Annotated in this window: 19 protein-coding genes; 11 read left to right on the top strand and 8 right to left on the bottom strand. The window is 62.6% G+C overall.

Annotated elements, in window-relative coordinates; genetic code table 11:
• The first annotated feature begins 17 nt into the window (after positions 1 to 17).
• Both ACSQ3G_RS00505 and ACSQ3G_RS00500 read left to right on the top strand, forming a co-directional pair.
• Entirely contained in the window at positions 18 to 722 is a 705-nt protein-coding gene (locus ACSQ3G_RS00505; RefSeq protein ID WP_038583504.1) for a ribonuclease activity regulator RraA, read from the top strand.
• Positions 722 to 1,648 (top strand): dihydrodipicolinate synthase family protein, encoded by a 927-nt coding sequence (locus tag ACSQ3G_RS00500; RefSeq protein WP_436108681.1) that lies wholly within the window; start codon positions 722 to 724, stop codon positions 1,646 to 1,648. The genes ACSQ3G_RS00505 and ACSQ3G_RS00500 overlap by 1 nt, the downstream gene beginning before the upstream one ends.
• 209 nt (positions 1,649 to 1,857) lie before the next feature.
• Here the strand turns inward: ACSQ3G_RS00500 and ACSQ3G_RS00495 are convergent, their stop codons facing one another.
• The gene (locus tag ACSQ3G_RS00495; protein WP_436108680.1) at positions 1,858 to 2,973 is read right to left on the bottom strand and encodes an NAD(P)/FAD-dependent oxidoreductase; all 1,116 of its coding nucleotides are present in this window, start codon (positions 2,971 to 2,973) and stop codon (positions 1,858 to 1,860) included.
• Positions 2,974 to 3,100: 127 nt separating this feature from the next.
• Here ACSQ3G_RS00495 and ACSQ3G_RS00490 point away from each other — a divergent pair, with 127 nt between their 5' ends.
• Together ACSQ3G_RS00490 and ACSQ3G_RS00485 are read left to right on the top strand one after the other, a co-directional pair.
• Positions 3,101 to 4,051: a D-2-hydroxyacid dehydrogenase gene (locus ACSQ3G_RS00490; RefSeq protein ID WP_436108679.1), complete on the top strand. Its 951-nt coding sequence runs from the start codon at positions 3,101 to 3,103 to the stop codon at positions 4,049 to 4,051.
• A 24-nt stretch (positions 4,052 to 4,075) separates the two neighbouring features.
• Positions 4,076 to 4,915: a GNAT family N-acetyltransferase gene (locus tag ACSQ3G_RS00485; RefSeq protein WP_436108678.1), complete on the top strand. Its 840-nt coding sequence runs from the start codon at positions 4,076 to 4,078 to the stop codon at positions 4,913 to 4,915.
• Here the strand turns inward: ACSQ3G_RS00485 and xth are convergent.
• A complete protein-coding gene (gene xth / locus ACSQ3G_RS00480) occupies positions 4,912 to 5,685 on the bottom strand; it encodes an exodeoxyribonuclease III (RefSeq protein ID WP_436108677.1) in 774 nt (257 codons plus the stop codon). The two genes, ACSQ3G_RS00485 and xth, sit on opposite strands and share 4 nt — an antisense overlap.
• Positions 5,686 to 5,844: 159 nt before the next feature.
• Here xth and ACSQ3G_RS00475 point away from each other — a divergent pair, with 159 nt between their 5' ends.
• From ACSQ3G_RS00475 to nadE, 3 genes are read left to right on the top strand one after another with little or no spacing between them, the layout of a single operon-like run.
• Positions 5,845 to 6,099: an acyl carrier protein gene (locus tag ACSQ3G_RS00475; RefSeq protein WP_105404149.1), complete on the top strand. Its 255-nt coding sequence runs from the start codon at positions 5,845 to 5,847 to the stop codon at positions 6,097 to 6,099.
• A gap of 10 nt (positions 6,100 to 6,109) precedes the next feature.
• Positions 6,110 to 7,663, top strand: coding sequence for a class I adenylate-forming enzyme family protein (locus ACSQ3G_RS00470; RefSeq protein ID WP_436108676.1), 1,554 nt, complete (start codon positions 6,110 to 6,112; stop codon positions 7,661 to 7,663).
• Positions 7,660 to 8,658 (top strand): NAD(+) synthase, encoded by a 999-nt coding sequence (nadE, locus tag ACSQ3G_RS00465; protein ID WP_436108675.1) that lies wholly within the window; start codon positions 7,660 to 7,662, stop codon positions 8,656 to 8,658. The genes ACSQ3G_RS00470 and nadE overlap by 4 nt, the downstream gene beginning before the upstream one ends.
• Positions 8,659 to 8,664: 6 nt before the next feature.
• Here nadE and ACSQ3G_RS00460 read toward each other — a convergent pair whose 3' ends face one another.
• Together ACSQ3G_RS00460 and ACSQ3G_RS00455 are read right to left on the bottom strand one after the other, a co-directional pair.
• Positions 8,665 to 9,777: a hypothetical protein gene (locus ACSQ3G_RS00460; protein ID WP_436108674.1), complete on the bottom strand. Its 1,113-nt coding sequence runs from the start codon at positions 9,775 to 9,777 to the stop codon at positions 8,665 to 8,667.
• A 99-nt stretch (positions 9,778 to 9,876) separates the two neighbouring features.
• Complete coding sequence (locus ACSQ3G_RS00455; RefSeq protein WP_105404153.1) at positions 9,877 to 10,269, bottom strand: PRC-barrel domain-containing protein; 393 nt, start codon at positions 10,267 to 10,269, stop codon at positions 9,877 to 9,879.
• A 277-nt stretch (positions 10,270 to 10,546) separates the two neighbouring features.
• On the opposite strand from ACSQ3G_RS00455, the gene ACSQ3G_RS00450 reads away from it, so the two are divergent.
• The 4 genes from ACSQ3G_RS00450 to ACSQ3G_RS00435 all read left to right on the top strand — a co-directional run bounded on the left by ACSQ3G_RS00450 (position 10,547) and on the right by ACSQ3G_RS00435 (position 16,243).
• Positions 10,547 to 12,244: a long-chain fatty acid--CoA ligase gene (locus ACSQ3G_RS00450; RefSeq protein ID WP_436108673.1), complete on the top strand. Its 1,698-nt coding sequence runs from the start codon at positions 10,547 to 10,549 to the stop codon at positions 12,242 to 12,244.
• A gap of 137 nt (positions 12,245 to 12,381) precedes the next feature.
• On the top strand, positions 12,382 to 13,626 hold the full coding sequence (locus tag ACSQ3G_RS00445) for an alpha/beta hydrolase (protein ID WP_436108672.1): 1,245 nt from the start codon (positions 12,382 to 12,384) through the stop codon (positions 13,624 to 13,626).
• A gap of 87 nt (positions 13,627 to 13,713) precedes the next feature.
• Positions 13,714 to 15,339, top strand: coding sequence for a glucose-6-phosphate isomerase (pgi, locus tag ACSQ3G_RS00440; RefSeq protein WP_436108671.1), 1,626 nt, complete (start codon positions 13,714 to 13,716; stop codon positions 15,337 to 15,339).
• Between the two features lie 58 nt (positions 15,340 to 15,397).
• Positions 15,398 to 16,243, top strand: a complete 846-nt coding sequence (locus ACSQ3G_RS00435; RefSeq protein WP_436108670.1) for a class I SAM-dependent methyltransferase — start codon at positions 15,398 to 15,400, stop codon at positions 16,241 to 16,243.
• Positions 16,244 to 16,270: 27 nt separating this feature from the next.
• On the opposite strand, the gene ACSQ3G_RS00430 is transcribed toward ACSQ3G_RS00435, so the two are convergent.
• The 4 genes from ACSQ3G_RS00430 to pyrC all read right to left on the bottom strand — a co-directional run bounded on the left by ACSQ3G_RS00430 (position 16,271) and on the right by pyrC (position 20,398).
• Positions 16,271 to 17,197, bottom strand: coding sequence for a carbohydrate kinase family protein (locus tag ACSQ3G_RS00430; protein ID WP_436108669.1), 927 nt, complete (start codon positions 17,195 to 17,197; stop codon positions 16,271 to 16,273).
• A gap of 77 nt (positions 17,198 to 17,274) precedes the next feature.
• Entirely contained in the window at positions 17,275 to 17,970 is a 696-nt protein-coding gene (locus tag ACSQ3G_RS00425; RefSeq protein WP_046630533.1) for an orotate phosphoribosyltransferase, read from the bottom strand.
• A gap of 85 nt (positions 17,971 to 18,055) precedes the next feature.
• Positions 18,056 to 19,234, bottom strand: a complete 1,179-nt coding sequence (locus ACSQ3G_RS00420) for a GGDEF domain-containing protein (RefSeq protein ID WP_436108668.1) — start codon at positions 19,232 to 19,234, stop codon at positions 18,056 to 18,058.
• Between the two features lie 123 nt (positions 19,235 to 19,357).
• Positions 19,358 to 20,398 carry a dihydroorotase gene (gene pyrC / locus ACSQ3G_RS00415; RefSeq protein WP_436108667.1) on the bottom strand — a complete coding sequence of 347 codons (1,041 nt, stop codon included), beginning with the start codon at positions 20,396 to 20,398 and terminating at the stop codon, positions 19,358 to 19,360.
• Between the last annotated feature and the right edge of the window lie 156 nt (positions 20,399 to 20,554).

The following is a 20,554-nucleotide window of genomic DNA, read 5'->3' as shown; positions in this document are numbered from 1 at the left end:
ATTCCCAAGGAGAATTCATGCCGCTGGACCCCAAGATCATCGAGACGCTGAAAGGTGTCTCCACCGCCACGCTGACCACGGTGCTTTTGAAAAAGGGCCTGCGCAACGTCTGGATGCGCGGCACCAAGCCGCTGAAGCCGGGCCAGGGCCGCGTGGTCGGGCCTGCCTTCACGCTGCGTTTCGTGCCCGCCCGCGAGGATCTGGCGACGCCGGAAAGCTGGGCTTCGCCGATCTCCACCCGCGCGGCGATTGAGGCCATGCCGGAAGGCTGCGTGGCGGTGGCTGACGCGCTCGGCGTCACCGATGCCGGCATTTTTGGCGATATTCTCTGCTCGCGGATGGCGAAGCGCGGCGTGGCTGGGCTTGTGACCGACGGGGTGATGCGCGACGCCGAAGGCGTGCTCGGCAGCGGCATGAAGGTCTGGTGCGACGGTATCGCTGCTCCGCCTTCCGTCGCGGGCCTGACTTTCGTCGGCTGGCAGGAGCCGATCTCCTGCGGCGGCGTTGCCGTTTTTCCGGATGATATCGTCGTCGTGGATGATGACGGCGCGGTGCTGATCCCCGCCAAGCTGCTCGACGCAGTTGTCGCCGAAGCGCCGGAACAGGAACGCATGGAAGGCTGGATCATGACCGAGGTCGACCGGGGCGTGCCGCTGCCCGGCCTCTACCCGATGAACGCCGAAACGAAAGCCCGCTACCAGGCCTGGAAGGACGCCCAATAATGACCTTCGGGATCGAGACCAAAGGCGTCTACGCCATCGCCACCACGCCGTTTTTCGAAGACGGATCGATCGATTTTGCCTCGATCGACCGGCTGACGGATTTTTATGAAGAGAGCGGCTGCACCGGCATCACCATTCTCGGGATCATGGGCGAGGCGCCGAAGATGGAGCCGGACGAAAGCCGCGCCATCATCAAACGGGTCGTCTCTCGCGCCAAAGTTCCGATCATCGTCGGCGTCTCGGCGCCGGGCTTTGCGGGCATGCGGTCGCTGGCACGCGATGCGATGGACATGGGCGCTGCCGGCGTGATGATCGCCCCGACGCCTGCGCTGCGTACCGACGACCAGATCGTCAGCTATTTTGCCGGCGCCGTCGAAGCGGTCGGCGACGACGTACCATGGGTGCTGCAGGACTATCCGCTGACGCTGACGGTCGTCATGTCGCCGGGCGTGATCGCCAGGATCATCACCAACCACCCATCCTGCCTGATGCTGAAGCACGAGGACTGGCCGGGGCTGGAAAAGGTCTCGAAGCTGCGTGCCATGCAGAAGGCCGGCGAACTGCGCCCGTTCTCGATCCTCTGCGGCAATGGCGGCCTCTTCCTCGATTTCGAACCGGAACGCGGCGCCGACGGCGCGATGACCGGCTACGGCTTCCCCGACATGCTGACGGAACTGGTCGGCCTCTTCGCCGCCGGCAAACGCGACGAGGCGCATGATCTGTTCGATGCGCATCTGCCATTGATCCGCTACGAGCAGCAGGCCGGCATCGGTCTGGCGATCCGCAAACACGTGCTGAAACGGCGCGGCGTCATCACCTCGGATGCGCAGCGCAAACCGGCGCAGATGCTTTCCCCGACCGCCAAGGCCGAAGTTGACTATCTGCTCACCCGTCTCGCCAAACACGACAGGCGCGCGGCGTTTTGAGAATCCCTCATTAGTGAAGCCGAGCAAGTGTCCCCCTCACCCCGCCTCCGCTTTGCTCGGCGGACCTCTCCCCGAGGGGAGAGGATGAGCGGCGGCGCCTGCGCACCCAAACAACTGAGGCAAAGAAGTCGAGAGACGGCGCGACATATCTCTTCTCCCCTTGGGGAGAAGGTGCCGGCAGGCGGATGAGGGGCCTTCGGACTCCTACCTCAACCCAAGCTCAAGCTCTTAACCCTCTCCGCGATCGCCATGGAGGCGGTCAGGCCAGGGCTTTCGATGCCGTAAAGCGCGGTATAGGCCGGGTGGCCGGTCGTTTCAGGCCCCTGAATGATAAAGTCGCCGGCCCCTCCCCCGTTCGGACCGACTACTTTCGGCCGCATGCCCGAATAGGCAGGCTGCAGGGCGCCGTCCGGCAGATTTGGCCAGTAGCGGCGGATCGCTCCATAGAACTTGTCGGCGCGGCGGGGATCGACGTCGTAATCGATCGTCTCCACCCATTCGACATCCGGGCCGAACCGCGCCTGGCCGGCGAGATCAAGCGTCAGGTGGACGCCGAGCCCGCCGGTCTCCGGCACCGGGTAGATCAGTCGTTCTGCGGGCGCGCGGGCGGTCAATGAGAAATAGCAGCCTTTTGCGTAGTGGCGCTCGGGGATAGTTCCCCTGTCGAGGCCGATCATGCCTTCGGAGATCGCCCAGGCGCTTAAGCCGGCCGAGTTGACCACCAGGTTCGCCTCGATCTCTACGGGATCGCGACCGCCGACCGAAAGCCGCGCCGTATCGGATAGAAGCTCGCCGCCAAGGACGGGCGAGTTGAGCACGACGCTGCCGCCATGCGCTTCGATATCGGCGATATAAGCTTCCATCAGTCCGTGGCTGTCGATGATGCCGGTCGATGGGGAGACGAGTGCTGCAAAGCCCGTGATCTGTGGTTCTAGGCGGGCAAGTTCGGTGCCGTCGATCAGCCGGCAATCGTCGACGCCATTGGCTTGTGCCTGCTTCAACAGTTTTTCGAGATAGGCGACTTCGGCTTCGTTCGAGGCGACTACCAGCTTGCCGCATCGCTTGTGCGGAATATGCCGGTCGCGGCAATAGTCATAGAGCTTCTCCTTGCCGGCGACGCAGAGTTCGGCCTTGAGGCTACCGGTCGGGTAATAAAGCCCGGCGTGGATGACTTCGCTGTTGCGGGAAGAGGTAATGCTGCCAGTCATCGGCTCGGCTTCCAGGAGCACGACCTCGCGCCCGGCGATTGCGATTTCGCGGGCCACCGCCAGCCCCACCACGCCGCCGCCGATGACGACGCAATCGAGCGTCAACACTTCACCCATGCCATTCTCCGCACTTTTGCCTTCCGGTCGGCGGGCGGGATGATATACGAGAAATCCATTGCGGCCAGCGCTTCGGCCGCCGTGGGTTCGATTGGGAGGAGTTTCAAATCATGCAGGAATTTTCGCGATGAAGGTCGTATTTCTGGATCGCGACACGATCGGCCCGTCGGTGACGATCACCCGGCCCGCGTTCGCTCATGAATGGGTAGAGTATGGCAAGACGGCGCCGGAGGATGTGACTTCCCGTATCGCGGATGCCGATATTGTCATCACCAACAAGGCGCCGGTGCGCGAGCAATCGATCGCAAATGCCCCGAAGCTGAAAATGATCGCGGTCGCCGCGACCGGCTATGACGTGATCGACCTCGCCTTCGCCAAGGAGCGCGGTATCACCGTCTCCAACGTGCGCGGGTATGCGGTCAACACCGTGCCGGAGCATACGTTCGGCCTGATCTTCGCGCTGCGCCGCTCGATCGTCGGTTTCCGCCAGGATGTGATCGCCGGCGAATGGCAGCGCGCCAACCAGTTCTGCTTCTTCAACCACCCGATCAAGGACCTGGCCGGTTCGACGCTCGGCATTTTTGGCCGCGGCACGCTCGGCAAGTCGGTGGCGACGATCGCCGAGGCGTTCGGCATGAAGGTCATCTTCGCGGCCCGGAAAGATGCGGAAAAGGTCGAGCCCGGTTACACCGCCTTCGACGAGGTGCTGGAAACGTCTGATATCATCACCTTTCACATGCCGCTGACGCCGGCGACCCGCGACCTCATTGGCCTGCCCGAGTTCCGAAAGATGAAGCGGCATCCGCTGATCATCAATACCGCCCGTGGCGGCCTGGTGAACGAGGCCGATCTGGTGACCGCGCTCGACGAGGGCCTGATCGGTGGCGCCGGTTTCGACGTGCTGACCAAGGAGCCGCCGGCGCCGGACAATCCGCTGCTGACGATCTTGGAGCGGCCGAACTTCATCCTCACGCCGCATGTGGCCTGGGCGAGCGACGAGGCGATGCAGACGCTCTGGGCGCAAGTCATCACCCATGTCGAGAACTTCGAAAAGGGCTCGCCGTCCAACGTGCTCTGAAGCAACACGCTCGGGAGAGAGGTCATGACATCCGCCATTTCCCATCGCCGCTTGTCGGATTGCAGCCTGGAAGATGCCGCCGAAGGTTTTGCCGCCGGCTTTTCGGGCTATGTGGTGCCGATGAATGTGACGGTCCCGTCGCTGCAGCTACGCATCGAACGCGATCATGTCGATCTCGACGAGAGCTTCGTCTATTTCGACGGCGAAAAGCCGGCGGGCATTTTGCTGATCGGCCGGCGGGGCGATCTTTCGCGGGTCGGCGCGATCGGCATGGGGCCGACGATCCGCGGCCGCGGTTTCGGACGCAGCGTGATGCTGGATGCTATCGAGGCGGCGAAGGCGCGCGGCGACCGAAAGCTCATCCTCGAAGTGATCGACACCAATGAGCGGGCGCGCGATCTCTATCTGTCGCTCGGCTTCGTGATTACCCGCAAACTTGTGGGCTTCGGCCGCAGCCGCAAGCTTGCCGCTCCGGATGTGGCGCCGGCCAAGGAAAGCGACCTGAAGACGGCCGCGGCGATGCTCGTAAAATTCACCGATGCCGGTCTCTCCTGGCAGACGGATCCCCGGAGTTTTGAGAGGGCCGGCGCGCCGCTGAAAGGTTTCGCGCTCGATGACAAGGCGGCCGTACTTCTGGATGACTCGGGCAAGGATATCCGGCTCTTCGGCCTCGCGGTCGATCCCGCCCATCGCCGGCAGGGGTTTGGCCGGTCACTGACCGATGCCCTCGTCGCCCGTTATCCGGGCCGCCGGCTCTTCATCATCGAAAACGTGCCGGAAGGCCTGCTCGACCGCTTCATGCGGCGGATCGGCTGGCGGAAAAGTAGCCTCACCCAGTTCGAGATGGCGATCGATCTCACCTAGTCGCCGAGTTCGATCCAGGCCGGCGCGTGATCGCTTGCATGTTCGCGGCCGCGAATGTGGCGGTCGACGCCGGCTGCCTGCAACCGGTCCGCGATCGAGGGGCTGAGCAACAGGTGGTCGAGCCGCAGACCAGCGTCTCGGCCCCAGGCGTTCCTGAAATAATCCCAGAACGTATAGATGCGCTCGCCCGGGTGCAGCTTGCGGATAGCATCTGTCCAGCCTTGCTCCCGCAGCCGGGAAAAGGCCTCTCGTACCTCCGGCCGGAACAGCGCGTCATCCCGCCAGCGTTCCGGTTTGTAGACATCGAGATCCGTCGGCATGACGTTGTAGTCGCCGGCAAGGACGATGGGCGCACTTGTTTCCAGCAGCGCCTGAGCATGCACCAGAAACCGCTCGTACCAGGCAAGCTTGTAGGCGAATTTTGGCCCCGGGGCGGGATTGCCGTTCGGAGCATAGAGGCACGCGATCAGCACGCCCTGCACCGCGGCTTCGATATAGCGGCTGTGAAGGTCCTCCGGATCGCCCGGCAGGCCGCGGCGCGTCTCGATCGGATCGGCACCGCAGGCAAGGATTGCGACGCCGTTCCAGCTTTTCTGGCCGTGCCATGCTGCGCCGTAGCCCGCCTTCTCGATCGTCTTTGCCGGAAACTTCTCCTGCGGCGCCTTCAGCTCCTGCAGACAGACCACGTCCGGCGCCGCCTCCTCAAGCCATTCCAAGAGTAGGCCGAGGCGACCGTTGACGCCGTTCACATTGAAGGTCGCGATCTTCATGGATGCATCAACGTCGAGGGCGGCATTTGGATGCGGTTAAGCTTGTGGACAAAAGCGTTTTACAAATTAGCAAAACGTTCAGGGATAGTCTGGAAGATGCCTTTTCAATCGACCGCGCCGCATCCGCGCGGCAAAAACCATTTGTGGAGAGGGCCGTCGATGGCGGAAGCAATCGAAAACAGCGTGCGCGAGTTCATCGCGGAAAATTTTCTTTTCCGGGCCGACGCGCAGGTTTCCAACACCCAGTCATTGCTTGAAAGCGGCGTGATCGATTCCACCGGCGTGCTCGAGCTGATCGCCTTCCTGGAACAGACCTACGGCATTACCGTCGCCGACGATGAAATCGTTCCGGAAAACCTCGACAGTATCGACAACATGACGAGCTACCTGTCGATCAAGCTGGCAGCGGCCTGAGGCTGCGCCGGTGCGCATAGAGGCTAGGCTCCGCGATAGCGCCAGACGTTTCGGGACGAAGCTCACGCTCATCGCGGGCGACGTCCGGCTGACCTACGCAGAACTCGATGCCTTGTCCGATCGCCTCGCCGCAAGCCTTGCCGGCGGCGGCATCAAGCCCGGTGACCGGGTGCTGATGGTGCTGGACAACAGCCATGAGGCGGTGGTCAGCTTTTTTGGCCTCTGGAAGGCGGGTGCCGTGCCCTGCCCGCTTTATCCGTCGATCAAGGCGGAAAAGCTCTCTGTCATTCTAAACAGCACAGAGGCTTCCGCGGTCATCACCCATGCCCGCCAGCGAGCAACCGTGAATGCGGCCATCGCCATGGCGAAGATGCAGCCGCTGACGATCGTCGCCCAGGCGGACGCCGGCGACGATCTCGGTCATGGATTGCGGTTCGAAAATCTGGTCCGCGACGAGGTTTCGGTACCACTCGAGAGATTCGAAAACACCGAAGCGCTGGCGCTGCTGCTTCACACCTCGGGCTCCACCGGCCAGCCGAAGGGCGTGATGCTAACCCACGCCAATGTCGGCGCCGCCTCTGAAGCGATCGTTGCCTATCTCGGCAATACGTCCGAGGACGTCGTGCTCAGCGTCCTGCCGCTGTCCTTCGGCTACGGCATCACACAGGTGGTGACGATGGTTATGGCCGGGGGTACGCTGGTTCTCGAAAAGAGCTTCGCCTTTCCGCGGAAGATCCTCGAACGGCTGGCAGAGGTGAAGGCGACGGGTTTCCCGCTCGTGCCGCCGATGGCCGCCCTGATTACCGGCATGAAGGATCTGGAGCCGGGCTTTCTGCCGCATCTGCGCACCATCACCAGCGCCGCAGCGGCCATGCCGCCGGCCCTTGTCGAGCGGCTTCAGCAGCTTTTCCCGGATACCCAGCTTTTCCTGATGTACGGCCAGACGGAATGTCTGCGTGCCACCTACCTGCCACCTGAAGAGGTTTCCCGCCGGCCGCTTTCGGTCGGCCGCGCCATTCCCGGCACCAGCGCTTTCGTGATCGACGAGGACGGACGTCCCGCTCCTCCGGGCACGATCGGTGAACTTGTCGTCGAGGGGCCGCATGTGATGTCCGGTTACTGGGGCAACGACCTGACCTCGGTCAGGGCACTTTCGCCGGTTGCTGGCGGCAGGCGGCTGCACACCGGAGATCTCTTCCAGGCGGATGCGGACGGATTTCTCTATTTCGTCAGCCGGCGCGACGACATCATCAAGACGCGCGGCGAAAAAGTCAGCCCGCAGGAAGTCGAGCGCGCGCTCTATGCGCTGCCCGGCATCAAGGAAGCGGCGGTTGGCGGCATCGACGATCCGATCTTCGGCCAGGTCGTCCGCGCCTATGTGGTGGTGGAGGACGGCGTGACGCTGACCGAGCGGGAAATCATCCGCCACTGCGCTCAGTTGCTTGAAGATTACATGGTGCCGAAAAGCGTCGAGTTCCGCGACGCGCTGCCGCGCACGACGACCGGCAAGATCCGGCTCGGCGCGGACGAAACAAACACAGTCACACGGGGGAATGTCGCATGATCCAGAGCCTGAAGCAGGCCCAGAAGGCGGGAAAATTCTCGGCCGAGACGCTGAAGCTCGATGCGGAGGCCGAGATCGAGCGCATCTGCGGCTGGCTGCGCGAGACCGTGCTGAAGGATTTGCGCAAGCGCGGCGCGGTGCTCGGCCTGTCCGGCGGCATCGATTCCAGCGTCACCGCGGCCCTTTGCGCCCGCGCGCTCGGTCCGGGCAAGGTGACGGGCATCTTCATGCCGGAACATGATTCCGATCCGGACAGCCTGAAGCTCGGCAAGGCGCTGGCCGAAGCCGTCGGCGTGGAGACCGTGCTCGAAGATATCGGACCGGCGCTTGCCGCGGCCGGCTGCTACACCCGCCGCGACGGCTTCATCCGCCAGGTCGTCCCGGAATTTTCCGAAGGCTGGGGCTGCAAGGTGGTGCTGGAGAATGCGCTGACCGGCCGCGGCTACAATATTTCCTGGCTGGTGGTCGCCAATCCGGCCGGCGAACAGAGCCGTCACCGCATGCCGCTGGAAGTCTATCTCGGCATGATCGCGGCGGCCAACATGAAACAGCGCACCCGCAAGCAGATCGAATATTATCATGCCGACCGGCTGAACTTTGCCGTCGCCGGCACGCCGAACCGGCTCGAATACGATCAGGGCTTCTTCGTGAAGAACGGCGATGGCGCAGCCGACTTCAAGCCGATCGCGCATCTCTACAAGAGCCAGGTCTATCAGCTTGCCGAAGCGCTCGGCGTGCCCGCCGACATTCGCCGGCGCCCGCCGACGACGGACACATGGTCGCTGCCGCAGGGCCAGGACGAGTATTATTTCTCGCTTCCCTATGATCGCATGGACCTCTGCCTCTACGGGCTCGACAATGGCATCACGCGGGAAGAGGTCGGCGACGCCGCCGGGCTGACACCGGACGAGGTGGACGCCGTCTGGCGCAATATCGCCTCGAAGCGCAAGGTGGCGGAATATCTGCATGCCGAGCCGGTGACGATGCTCAGCTGAGAAGTCTCAGTCGAACCGGTCGCCGATCAGGCGCGTCCAGCTTTCTCCTGCAAGGCCGCTGATCAGCGCCTGGCCGGACCTGATCGGCTCCAGCAGGCTCTTGTCGCGCGCCTGCGCGACAAAGAACGAGCGGCCGTAGAAAATTGTCTTGCGGCTCATCAGCGTCGGGATCAGCCATGGATGCCCGCCGCCGCGTATGCCGGAGCATCCCATTTCGTAAGCGTGGGCAAACAGGTCGTCGACCATTTCCGCTGCCGCATTCGGCACCGACAATGCCTGCAGCAGCCAAGCGATCTCGCCGGGACCGGCGAAATAGACATAGGCCGCAACCGGTCGCCCGTCGGGAGCAAAGCCGACGCGCCATTCCGGATAGCCGAAATTCCGCTTGTTTTCCGCCTGATCCAGGAACCACCCCAATGAGCGATCATCCCAGCGCGGGCGAAGGGGGTAGTTCGAGGCAAGCGTCAGAAGCGCCGTGCCGAACTCCTCGCGGGTGACATCGCGGAACGTGATCTTCGAGGCGCTGCGTTCGGCCGGCCGAAGAGGCGTCATACGGACCAGAGACGAGCCACGGTCGGCGATCCGGCCGAAGGGACGCAGGAGGGCCGCGGGACGTAACCGCCTGGCCAGGACCTCGACCGCTGCGGAAGCCGGACGCAAGATGCGCAGCCAGTTCATGCTGTAGCCGGGATCGAGCGGATGGCCAGCCTTCTGCCACATGCCGAGCGCCGTGGAATTGGCGGTCTCTGTCAGTGAGATATCCTGCGGACCGGCGAGGAAGGAGCGCAGCAGCCGTGCGCCGGCGAGTGGATTTTCCTTCGGGTTCTGGACCATCATCGAACCGGCAAAGGCCGCCCGAAGCGGCCGGCCTGCAAGTTCCAGGCGCGACGGAAAGACGCCGATGAAACCGGAGACCCTTCCACCAGTGCCGGCAAAGACTTTCGAACGAATATCGGGCTCCACCCAGGGATGGTCGAAAAAGGCTTCTTCCAGATAGGCGATCAATGAGGGCGACGGCGCATTCGATTTGCGGAACGTCTCCTGGAAAAGCTGCGCTACAGCCTCGATATCACCGCGCTCGAAATCGCGGATCGTGCCCGCTTCCGTCTTTCCCGTCATCGCCGTCCCCTTGTCGCGAGGACCTTGCATCAGGAGGAATTAAATAAACGAAAAGAGGCCCCGCACCGCGGAGCCTCCGGAGTTCCATTGGCGGAACGCTTACATCCAGTACGGCGGAATGCCGTAATAGTCGTAGATCGTCCGGCCCTTGTCGTTGTACCAGGTATCGTCATCGAGATCGCGGTAACGCGGGGCGCCGGTGATCTGCTCCTTGGTCAGGTCGATGCGGTAGCCATCGAGCTGTTCGTCGTAACGAAGCTTTTCCCAGGGCAGCGGGTAGTAGTCGTCCCCAATACCCAGAAAGCCGCCGAAGCTGAGGACCGCATAACCGACGCGACCGCCGCGCTTTTCGAGAAGCACGCGGACAATGGAGCCGATATGCTTGCCGTCGGCGCCATAAACCTTTGTCCCTTCGACCTTGTCGCTGGCGATCAGCGATGGGCTGTCCTTGACATAGGGATCCTGTCCGGCTCGTGGTTCTTGATGCAACATTGCGCACCTCCTTTTCGTGATTCCTCGTGCATTTCGCACCGGATGGAAAACGCCCGATCCCTTGGGATGTTCCGCTGTCGGTTCAATTGCACCTGGATACGAACATCAGGCCCCTCGTTGACGTTTACGTCAAAGGCGGATAGCTGTTTAAATCTGTGCGGATGGCTTGATGCTGTCGCGGCATGGCATAATCTGTTGTTCGCGGGAAGGTGGAGGACCTGAGCCGCACGCGCCGGGAAAGCGCGGGACAACAACAAGAACGATAGAGGAGGTCGGCATGAACGAAGTCACCGCACGTACCGGTGCCAATCCACCCAAGATCTGGCTCGCCTCCTATCCGCCGACGGTGCCGGCCGAGATTCCGCCGCTGCACCATCATTCACTTGGAGACCTTTTCGAAGACAGCTGCGCCCGGTATGCGGACCGTCCCGCCTTTTCGAGCATGGGCAAGTCGCTGACCTACCGTCAGCTCGAAGCGGAAAGCCGCAAGATCGGCGCCTGGCTGCAGGCCCAGGGCCTCGTCAAGGGCGACCGCGTGGCGGTGATGCTGCCCAACATTCTCCAGAACCCGGTGATCGTATACGGCATCCTTCGCGTCGGCATGGTGGTCGTCAACGTCAACCCGCTCTACACCCCGCGCGAACTGGCCTACCAGCTGAAAGATGCCGGCGCCAAGATGATTTTCGTTCTCGAAAACTTTGCCCATACCGTGCAGCAGGCTTTGCCGCAGACGGAGATCAGCCAAGTGGTCGTCGCCACGATGGGCGACATGCTCGGCCTGAAGGGCCATATCGTCAATCTGGTCGTGCGCAAGGTGAAGAAGCTGGTGCCGGAATGGTCGCTGCCATCGAGCCGAAGCTTCAAGCAGGTGATTGCCGAAGGCGCCCGGCAGACGATGAAAACGGTCGAGGTCTCGCCTCGCGATATCGCCTTCCTGCAATATACGGGCGGCACGACCGGCGTTTCCAAGGGCGCTATCCTCACGCATGCCAACCTGCTCGCCAACAAGGAGCAGATGGCCCTGTGGCTGGAAACCGCCTTCCTCAACAAACCGCGCCCGGAGCAGATTCAGTTCGTCTGCGCCCTGCCGCTCTACCATATCTTTGCGCTGACGGTGAATTCGCTGATGGGGGTTGCGACCGGCAGCCACAATATCCTGATCGCCAACCCGCGCGACATTCCGGCCTTCGTCAAGGAACTGCAGAAATACAAGATCCACATCTTCCCCGGGCTCAACACGCTGTTCAATGCGCTGATGAACAACCCGGATTTCCAGAAGCTCGACTTCTCCTCGCTATTGCTCGTGTTCGGGGGCGGCATGTCGGTGCAGCGGCCGGTCGCCGAGCGCTGGCTGAAGATGACCCATTGCCAGATCACCGAGGGTTATGGCCTGTCGGAAACCTCGCCGGTCGCCACCGCCAACCGGCTCGACGCCACCGAATTCAGCGGCATGATCGGGCTTCCCATTTCGTCCACGGAAATCTCGATCCGTAACGACGACGATTCCGAGGTGGAACTCGGCGATGTCGGCGAGATCTGCATCCGCGGCCCGCAGGTGATGGCCGGTTACTGGAACCGCCCGGACGAAACCGCCAAGGTCATGACGGGGGACGGTTATTTCCGGACCGGCGATATGGGCTACATGGACCGCCAGGGCTACACGAAGATCGTCGACCGAAAGAAGGACATGATCCTCGTCTCCGGCTTCAACGTCTATCCGAACGAAGTCGAGGAGGTCGTCGCGACCCATCCCGGCGTGCTGGAATGTGCGGCGATCGGCGTGCCGGACGAACATTCCGGCGAGGCCGTGAAGCTCTTCGTGGTCAAGAAGGATCCCAACCTGACGGAGGCGGACCTTAAGGCCCATTGCGTGACCAGCCTCACCGGCTACAAGCGCCCGCGCTTCATCGAATTCCGCACCGAGCTGCCGAAATCCAATGTCGGCAAGATCCTGCGGCGGGAGCTGCGCGGCTAACCTACCGTTGCAACGCTGCGACAGATGACGACCAAGCGTGTGTCGTAAAGCCGAAATCCTACCGTTAGCGGTGGACGATGCGGCAGTCCTTGATTAGCCCTTTCCTCGGGGGCTGGTCAAAGCATGTTGGAGTTCGCTTGGAAAGCCGCGCCGGAATTTCGTCTCATGTGATTGCCGTCGTTACGGTGCTGAGCGTCCTTGCAGGCTGTGCGGGGCGCCCCGAAGGCGTGCTCATTCCGACCCAGATGCAGGCCGCCGGGACCTCGACGGTCGACGTGCTGGTGGCAACCACGCGACGCCCGACCGAGACGCCCGGCGTGCTGTTTTCCGGCGAGCGCGGCAAGGAACCCGTCGTTACCGAGATTGCGGTCTCCATCCCGCCGGACAAGGCCCGAGAGATCGGGCAGGTGCAGTGGCCGTCGAAGCTGCCTGCCAATCCGGCCAAGGAGTTCGCGACCGTTTCCGTGACGCCGCTTGCCACCCCGGCGGCTGAATCCTGGCTCAAGGGTCACCTGGGCAAGAGCAGGCGGGTGTTTGTCTTCGTGCACGGCTTCAACAATCGCTATGAGGACGCCGTCTACCGTTTTGCCCAGATCGTCCATGACTCCAACGCCGACGTGGCTCCGGTCCTGTTCACCTGGCCGTCGCGCGGCAGCATCTTTGCCTATAACTACGACAAGGAAAGCACCAACTATTCCCGCGATGCGCTGGAGGAGATGCTGCGCCGGCTGGCGAAAGAGCCGAATGTCGGGGAAATCACCGTCATGGCCCATTCGATGGGATCGTGGCTGACCGTCGAGGCGCTCCGGCAGATGGCAATCCGCGACGGCCGGGTGGCGCCGAAGATCCAGAACGTCATCCTTGCCTCCCCCGACCTCGATGTCGACGTGTTCGGCCAGCAGCTTGCCGAGATCGGCGAGAAGCGGCCACATTTCACGCTGTTCGTCTCCCGCGACGATCGGGCGCTCAGCCTGTCGCGACGGATTTCCGGCAATATCGACCGGCTCGGCCAGGTGGATCCGACTGTTGAGCCCTATCGCAGCGAATTCGAGAAGGCTGGCATCGTGGTTCTCGACCTCACGGCGCTGAAGACCGGCGACCGGCTGAACCACGGCAAATTTGCCGAAAGCCCGGAAGTGGTAAAGCTGATCGGCAACCGGCTGATTGCCGGCCAGACGGTGACCGACTCGGACGTCGGGCTCGGCGAGACGCTCGGCGCCGTGGCCCTCGGCACGGCTCAGACCGTGGGCAGCGCCGCCAGCGTAGCCGTCAGCACGCCGATCGCCATCTTCGATCCGGCCACCCGCCGAAACTACAAGGACCAAGTCGACCGCTTCGGCAACTCGATCGGCAATGCCGTGGGAACGGCGGTCGGACAATAAACGCATCGTCGGCGCGGCCGTGCTTGATTTGACATGGAAACGGAATAGGTTCCCGATCATCCCGTTCAGAGTGCCGAGGAATCACCCATGCAGGCCATCGTCCAAGACCTGAAGTCCACCGTCGCGAAAACCAATGCCACGGATATCCGCGCCGCCTTTGCAGCCGATTCCGGCCGTTTCGCCAAGTTCAGCGCCGTTTTCGACGATCTCCTGATGGACTATTCCAAGACGGCCGTGAACGACCAGATCATGGTGCTGCTCGAAAAGCTGGCGGATGCCGGCGGGGTTGCGGCCAAGCGCGAGGAGATGTTCTCGGGCGTTGCGATCAACTTCACGGAAGGCCGCGCTGTCCTGCATACGGCACTGCGCAACCGCTCCAATACGGCTGTGCTGGTCGACGGCAAGGACGTGATGCCGGATGTCAACGGCGTGCTCGCCGCCATGGGCAAGTTCGCCGGCGGCATCCGCTCGGGCGCGCTGAAGGGCGCGACGGGCAAAAAGATCACCGATATCGTCAATATCGGCATCGGCGGCTCCGATCTCGGCCCGGTCATGGTCACCCTGGCGCTGGCGCCTTTCCATGACGGCCCGCGGGCGCATTTCGTCTCCAACGTCGATGGCGCGCATATCGCCGACACGCTGAAGCTGCTCGATGCGGAAACGACGCTGTTCATCGTCGCTTCCAAGACTTTCACGACCATAGAGACAATGACCAATGCAGCCTCGGCGCGCGCCTTCATCGCCGACAAGCTCGGGGAAGCAGCCGTCGGGCATCACTTCTGCGCCGTCTCCACCGCGCTCGACAAGGTCGCCGCCTTCGGCATCGACAGCGACCGCATCTTCGGGTTCTGGGACTGGGTCGGCGGACGGTATTCGATCTGGTCGGCGATCGGCCTGCCGCTGATGATCGCCGTCGGCCGTGAGAACTTTGGCAAGTTCCTGGACGGCGCGCATGCTATGGACACCCATTTCCGCACCGCGCCGGTGCGCCAGAACCTGCCGATGCTGCTCGGCCTGATCGGCTTTTATCACCGCAACGTTCTCGGATATCCGTCGCGCGCGATCCTGCCCTATGACCAGCGGCTGCTGCGCTTCCCGGCCTATCTGCAGCAGCTCGACATGGAATCGAACGGCAAGGGCGTGACGATCGACGGCACGCCGGTCGAGGGCAATTCCGGTCCTGTCGTCTGGGGCGAACCCGGCACCAACGGCCAGCACGCCTTCTATCAGCTCATCCACCAGGGCACGACCGTTATTCCGGCCGAGTTCATGATCGCCGCCAACAGTTTCGAGCCGCACCTGCGCCACCAGCACGAGTTGCTGATCGCCAACGTCCTGGCGCAGTCGGAAGCGCTGATGAAGGGCCGCACCTTCGAGGAGGCCAAGAAGCAGCTGACCGACAAGGGCATGGATGACAAGCAGGCCGATTTCATCGCGCCGCACCGCGTCTTCACCGGCAACCGCCCTTCGATCACCTTCGTCCACGACAAGCTGACACCGTTTGCGCTCGGCCGGCTGATCGCGCTCTACGAACATCGGGTGTTCGTCGAAGGCGTGCTGTTCCGCATCAACTCGTTCGACCAGTGGGGCGTCGAGCTCGGCAAGGAACTGGCGACCGGCCTGCTGCCCGTCGTGGAAGGCAAGGAAAGTGCTTCCGGCCACGACGCCTCGACGCAGGGGCTGGTGAAGGCGTTGCTCGCTGCCCGGAAATAACGCTTCGGTCCTCACGTCAGGGGGCCGAGATATTTCCTTTGCACAGAGAGAGGGTTTCATGGAAGGCAAAGAACCCAGCCGTACGGCCCGCGCAGTCGCGGGCCATCGCGCCGCCCACCAGATTGCCGATCATGGCTCCGTTTTCAGGGACCCTTATGCGCGGGTGATCCTGGACGAAGAGGCGCTGGCGGAAGCCGACGCACGAGCACTCAATCCGTCCGAGCGGACGTTCCGGCTGTTCGTTGCAGCGCGCAGCCGTTTCGCGGATGATTGTCTCGCCGCAGAAGTCGAACGCGGTCTGAGACAAGTCGTCGTGCTCGGCGCCGGGCTTGATACGCTCGGGCTGCGCAACCCCTATCGCGATCTGGGCCTCGCGGTCTTCGAGGTCGACTATCCTGCCACCCAGGCCTGGAAACGGGAGCGGTTGGCTGCCGCAGGCCTTGCTGCCGACCTCGTCTTCGTGCCGGTCGATTTCGAGCGCGAGGATCTTGGCGAGCGGCTGGCGGCGGAGGGCTTTCGCCTCGACCAGCCTGCTCTTTATATCTGGCTCGGCGTCGTGCCCTATCTGGAGCGCCACACCGTTTTCTCGTTGCTGCGTTTCGTGGCGAGTGGCGCCGGAACGGGCATCGTCTTCGACTATTCCGAGCCGCTCGAAAACTATTCGCCGGAACGGCGTGCCCGCGCAGAGGCCATGAAGGCGAAGGTCGCCGCGACCGGAGAACCCTGGATCACTTTGCTCGATCCGGACGAGCTTGCGACCGCACTGACGACGATAGGCTTCCAATATATCGAGGATCTCGGCCCTGCAGGCATGGCGGCACGTTATTTCGGCGCCGCACCGCAATCGGGCAAGGGTGATGCAGGTCTGCACATCCTGTTTGCACGCCAGACACCACCGGTCTGAACCGACGGCAGTTCCTGGATCAAAGACTTAGAGCCCGATCTCATGCGCAAACGGCGGGTTGGCACCGGCCCGCGATACGGTGACGGCAGCGGCCTTTGCGCCCAGCGCCAGAGCCTTGCTCACGGCATCCTCGGTCAATGCCGCAATCTTTTCCTTGGTCAGCAGGCCTTGCATCTTCAGCGAGGCCAGAATGCCGGCATCGAAGGTGTCCCCGGCACCGACAGTATCGACCACCGTGACGCGCTCGCTCGGCACGGATACCTTGAAGCTCTTGGTATAGCCGGTCGCCCCTTCCGCGCCGCGGGTGAGGACCACCAGCTTGGCGCCCTGGTCCAGCCAGTACGCAGCCAGCGTGTCATGGTCGCCCTGCATGCCGAACCAGTCGAGGTCCTCATCGGAAAACTTGATGATGTCGGACATGGCCGCCATCCGGCGGACGCGGTCCATGTGTTTCGATTTGTCCTTGATGAAGCCCGGGCGGATGTTCGGATCGAAGGAGATCACCCGCTTGCGGTATTCGCGCGCCATCAACGCCTCGTAGGTTGCGCCGCAGGGTTCGGGGATCAGGCTGATCGCGCCGAAATGCATGGCCTCGCAGTCATCGCCAAGCACCGGCAGGTCGGCCTCGGTGATCATCCGGCCGGCAGTGCCTTCGTCGTAGAAAGCATAGGTCGCCTGGCCGTTGACGAGTTTCACGAAGGCAATCGTGGTCGGGCGGGAAGAAACAGCCGCAAGGCTGTAGTCCACGCCGCTCTTTGCCAGCGTGTCCCGCAGGACGTCACCCATCAGATCATCGGAAATGCCGGTGAAAAACGCGGTCGGTTGCCCGAGCCGGCCAAGCGCAATCGCGGTGTTGAAGATCGCACCGCCGGCGTAAGGCGCAAAGCCTTTTTCACCGAGCGTGGTGTCACGCGGAAGCATATCGATCAGGGCTTCGCCGCAGCACAAAATCATAAAAATCCTCCCGCGCGCTTTCTCAGCAGTTTTTCAATCGATTAAGCGAGCTTTTGCCAAAAGGCCAGAGCAAAAATTCAGAGCGCTATCTCGCTGACGCCGCCATTGCGTCCCGACCAGGCCAGCGGCGCGTCGAGAAAGGCCTCGACTTCCGAGAGCGTGTTGTCATCGAAAAGCTTGCCTTCCCTGGCCGCCGCCAGGACATTGCGCCAGGTGGCGATGTGATGAAGCTTTACCTGGCCGTTCGAGAAACGCTCGTAGGCTTCCGGGAAGATATCGTAGAAGAAGAGCGCGATGCCGTGATCGACGGTAGCGCCGGCAGCCCGGATCGCATCGATGAACTTGAACATGCTGCCGCCGGCAGTCGTCAGGTCCTCGATGACCAGCACGCGCGCGCCCTCCGGCAGGTGGCCCTCGATCTGGGCATTGCGCCCGTGGCCCTTCGGCGCCTTGCGCACATAGATCATCGGCAGGCCCAAGCGCTCGGCGAGGAAAGCCGCGAAGGGAATGCCTGCGGTCTCGCCGCCGGCAACGCAGTCGAACTTCTCGAAACCGGCGTCGCGCATGACGGTCGCGGCCGCGAAATCCATGATCGCCGAGCGGATACGCGGATAGGAAATCAGCTTGCGGCAGTCGATATAGACCGGGCTCATCAGTCCGGAGGCAAATTTATAGGGCTTGTCGGCGCTGAAATGGACCGCTCCGATCTCCCAGAGCATCTTCGCCATCAGTTCGGCCATTACGCCGCGGTCCGGAAATGTGGTTTGAATCATGCGCCCGCTCCTTTTGTCAAAACCACGCGCCGCAATAGCAGCATGCGGCAGAGTATGCCAGACGATGCGAAAAATAAGGAGGGAGTCAGGCGGTGGTACGCGTTTCGTTCAAGTCCACCGGGCGGAGATAACCTGCGACATGCACACGGTCGCGGCCGGCCCGCTTTGCTTCGTAGAGCGCGTTATCGGCAAGGCCCAGTACGGCTTCGAAAGGCTGGCCGGTCGGGGCACCGACCGCCACACCGGCGCTGACCGTGCACTTAAGCACCGCGTCGCCGATGATGATCTCGCGAGCGGCGAAACGGCGGGAGATGTCATTGGCGATCCGCTCGGCCCGTCCGGGAAGGGCGTTGACGAGGATCATCACGAACTCCTCGCCGCCAAGCCGAGCCACGGTGTTGCGAATTTTAGTGCCGCTTCTGAGATCGTCGGCAAAAAGCCTCAGCACTTCGTCGCCGGCGGCATGGCCGTGCTGGTCGTTGATGGCCTTGAACCGATCGATATCGAAAACGACGACGGCAGTCGACGGACCGAGAGTGCGATGGCCATACTGCTCGAAGAGAGCGCGGCGGTTGAGAAGCCCCGTCAGCGCATCGGTGATCGCCTCGTGGCGGTGGTGGGCCGCCATGCGCCACTGATGCAGCGCCAGCGACAGTGCACCGATACCGGTCATGCCGGCGATGCAGACAGCGATATTGAGGTTTTCGGCCCAGTTGTCGGGCGCGTGGCCCAGCACCCATTGTTGCCCGTCGATCAGGACGACAGCGCATAGGGCGAAAGACACCGCGGTGGCGGCGTAGAGCACCGCCATTCCGATGAGTGGTCCCGGCGCCTCCCGGCGTGCGCACCAATATTGCCTGGCGGTTTCGAGGAGTAGCCCCGCCGTGGCAAGATTCATGACGATGAACCCGAGGCCATCGAGGCCGGCAATCATCAATGGCAGGCCGAAAGTGACGGAAGCAGCGGTAATGGCACCGGCCATGACCCAGGGCCGGGTCCCGCTGCGGAACTGCACCGATGCGGCATAGATCGTGCCGAACCCCGCCATCAGGAACGTGTAGGCGATCGAGGCACCCATGACGTCGGCCTCGACGGTATAGGAACTATAGGCGAAAATGCCCGAAACCGTGAGGCAGAGCGCGATGACAAGGGTGAGAAGGAAGGAATCGGTGCGACGCGAATACCATGTCCCGAACAGCGTCACCATCAGGCACGCCGCTGAGACGCCCAGCGCGAGCAGAAGAGATTGGTAGTCGAGCATCATGCCTAGCTTTCTCTTCGGGTACATCCCCGCCGGAAAATCTTGGGCGCCAAGCTAAGCCCGGATTCTATCCAAAAGGTTACCGGATCGATCCAAGCTCCATCAATCTGCGATCATTAGAATTTACTAATCAATCACTTGCCAATGAAGCGGGAACATCGGATCGAAGACCGTGATGGGTCCGGCGCCGCTGTCGCGCTTGGCTGGAAACTTCACCAGCTCGTCATGCTTTTCAAGCGTGATCGTTTCTTCGTTCGGCTTCAGCCCATACCAGGCAGGGCCGTTGAGCGAGGTGAAAGCCTCCAGCTTGTCGAGTGCATTGTCGTCCTCGAACACATGCGCGAGGCAGCTCATGGTGTTGACCGACGTATAGATGCCGGCGCAGCCGCAGCCGCATTCCTTCAGCGGATCGACATGGGGTGCGGAATCGGTGCCAAGGAAGAAGCGCGCATCACCGGATGTCGCCGCAGCCCTGAGCGCCAAGCGATGGTTCTCGCGCTTGGCGACCGGCAGGCAGTAATAATGGGGGCGGATGCCGCCGACCAGGATGGCGTTGCGATTGATGATCAGGTGGTGGGTGGTGATCGAGCCGGCGAGATTGCCCTTCGACGACTTGATGTAGTCGATGCCGTCGGCGGTCGTCACGTGCTCCATCGTGACTTTCAGTTCCGGCAGGCGCTGGCGCAGCGGGTCGAGCACCGTTTCGATGAAGACGGCTTCGCGGTCGAAGATGTCCACTTCCGGGGTGGTCACCTCGCCGTGCACGCAGAGCGGCAGGCCGATCTTCGCCATTCGCTCCAGAACCGGCATCGCCTTGTTGAAGTCGCGCACGCCGCCATGGGAATTGGTCGTGGCCCCGGCGGGATAAAGCTTCACGGCCGAGATCAGGCCGCTCCTCTTGCCCTCTTCCACGTCATCCGGATCGGTATTCTCCGTCAGGTAGAGCGTCATCAGCGGCTCGAAGCGATCGCCTGCCGGAAGGGCGGCGAGAATGCGCTCGCGGTAGGCCCTCGCATCCGAGGTCGTCACCACCGGCGGCACCAGGTTGGGCATGATGATGGCGCGGGCGAAATGCCGGCTCGTATCGCCGATCACCGCTTGCAGGACGTCGCCGTCGCGAAGGTGAAGGTGCCAGTCGTCAGGGCGGCGGAGCGTGAGCGTTTTCATGGGAGAACTTCCGGACGTGGTCGATCAGTCCGCCATAACATCAATGGTTCGGACAAAACAATCCGATCATGCGAGGAACCTGCAATCCAGCAGGCGAGATCCAGGTTACTTCTCACGCGAATGTGCGGGATGCAAAGGCTTCTCGCACACGAAACC

This window comes from Neorhizobium tomejilense, assembly GCF_964254135.1.
Taxonomy (GTDB): domain Bacteria; phylum Pseudomonadota; class Alphaproteobacteria; order Rhizobiales; family Rhizobiaceae; genus Neorhizobium; species Neorhizobium tomejilense.
The sequence above is the reverse complement of the archived record's forward strand: the minus strand, read 5'-3'. Positions and strand labels throughout refer to the sequence as shown.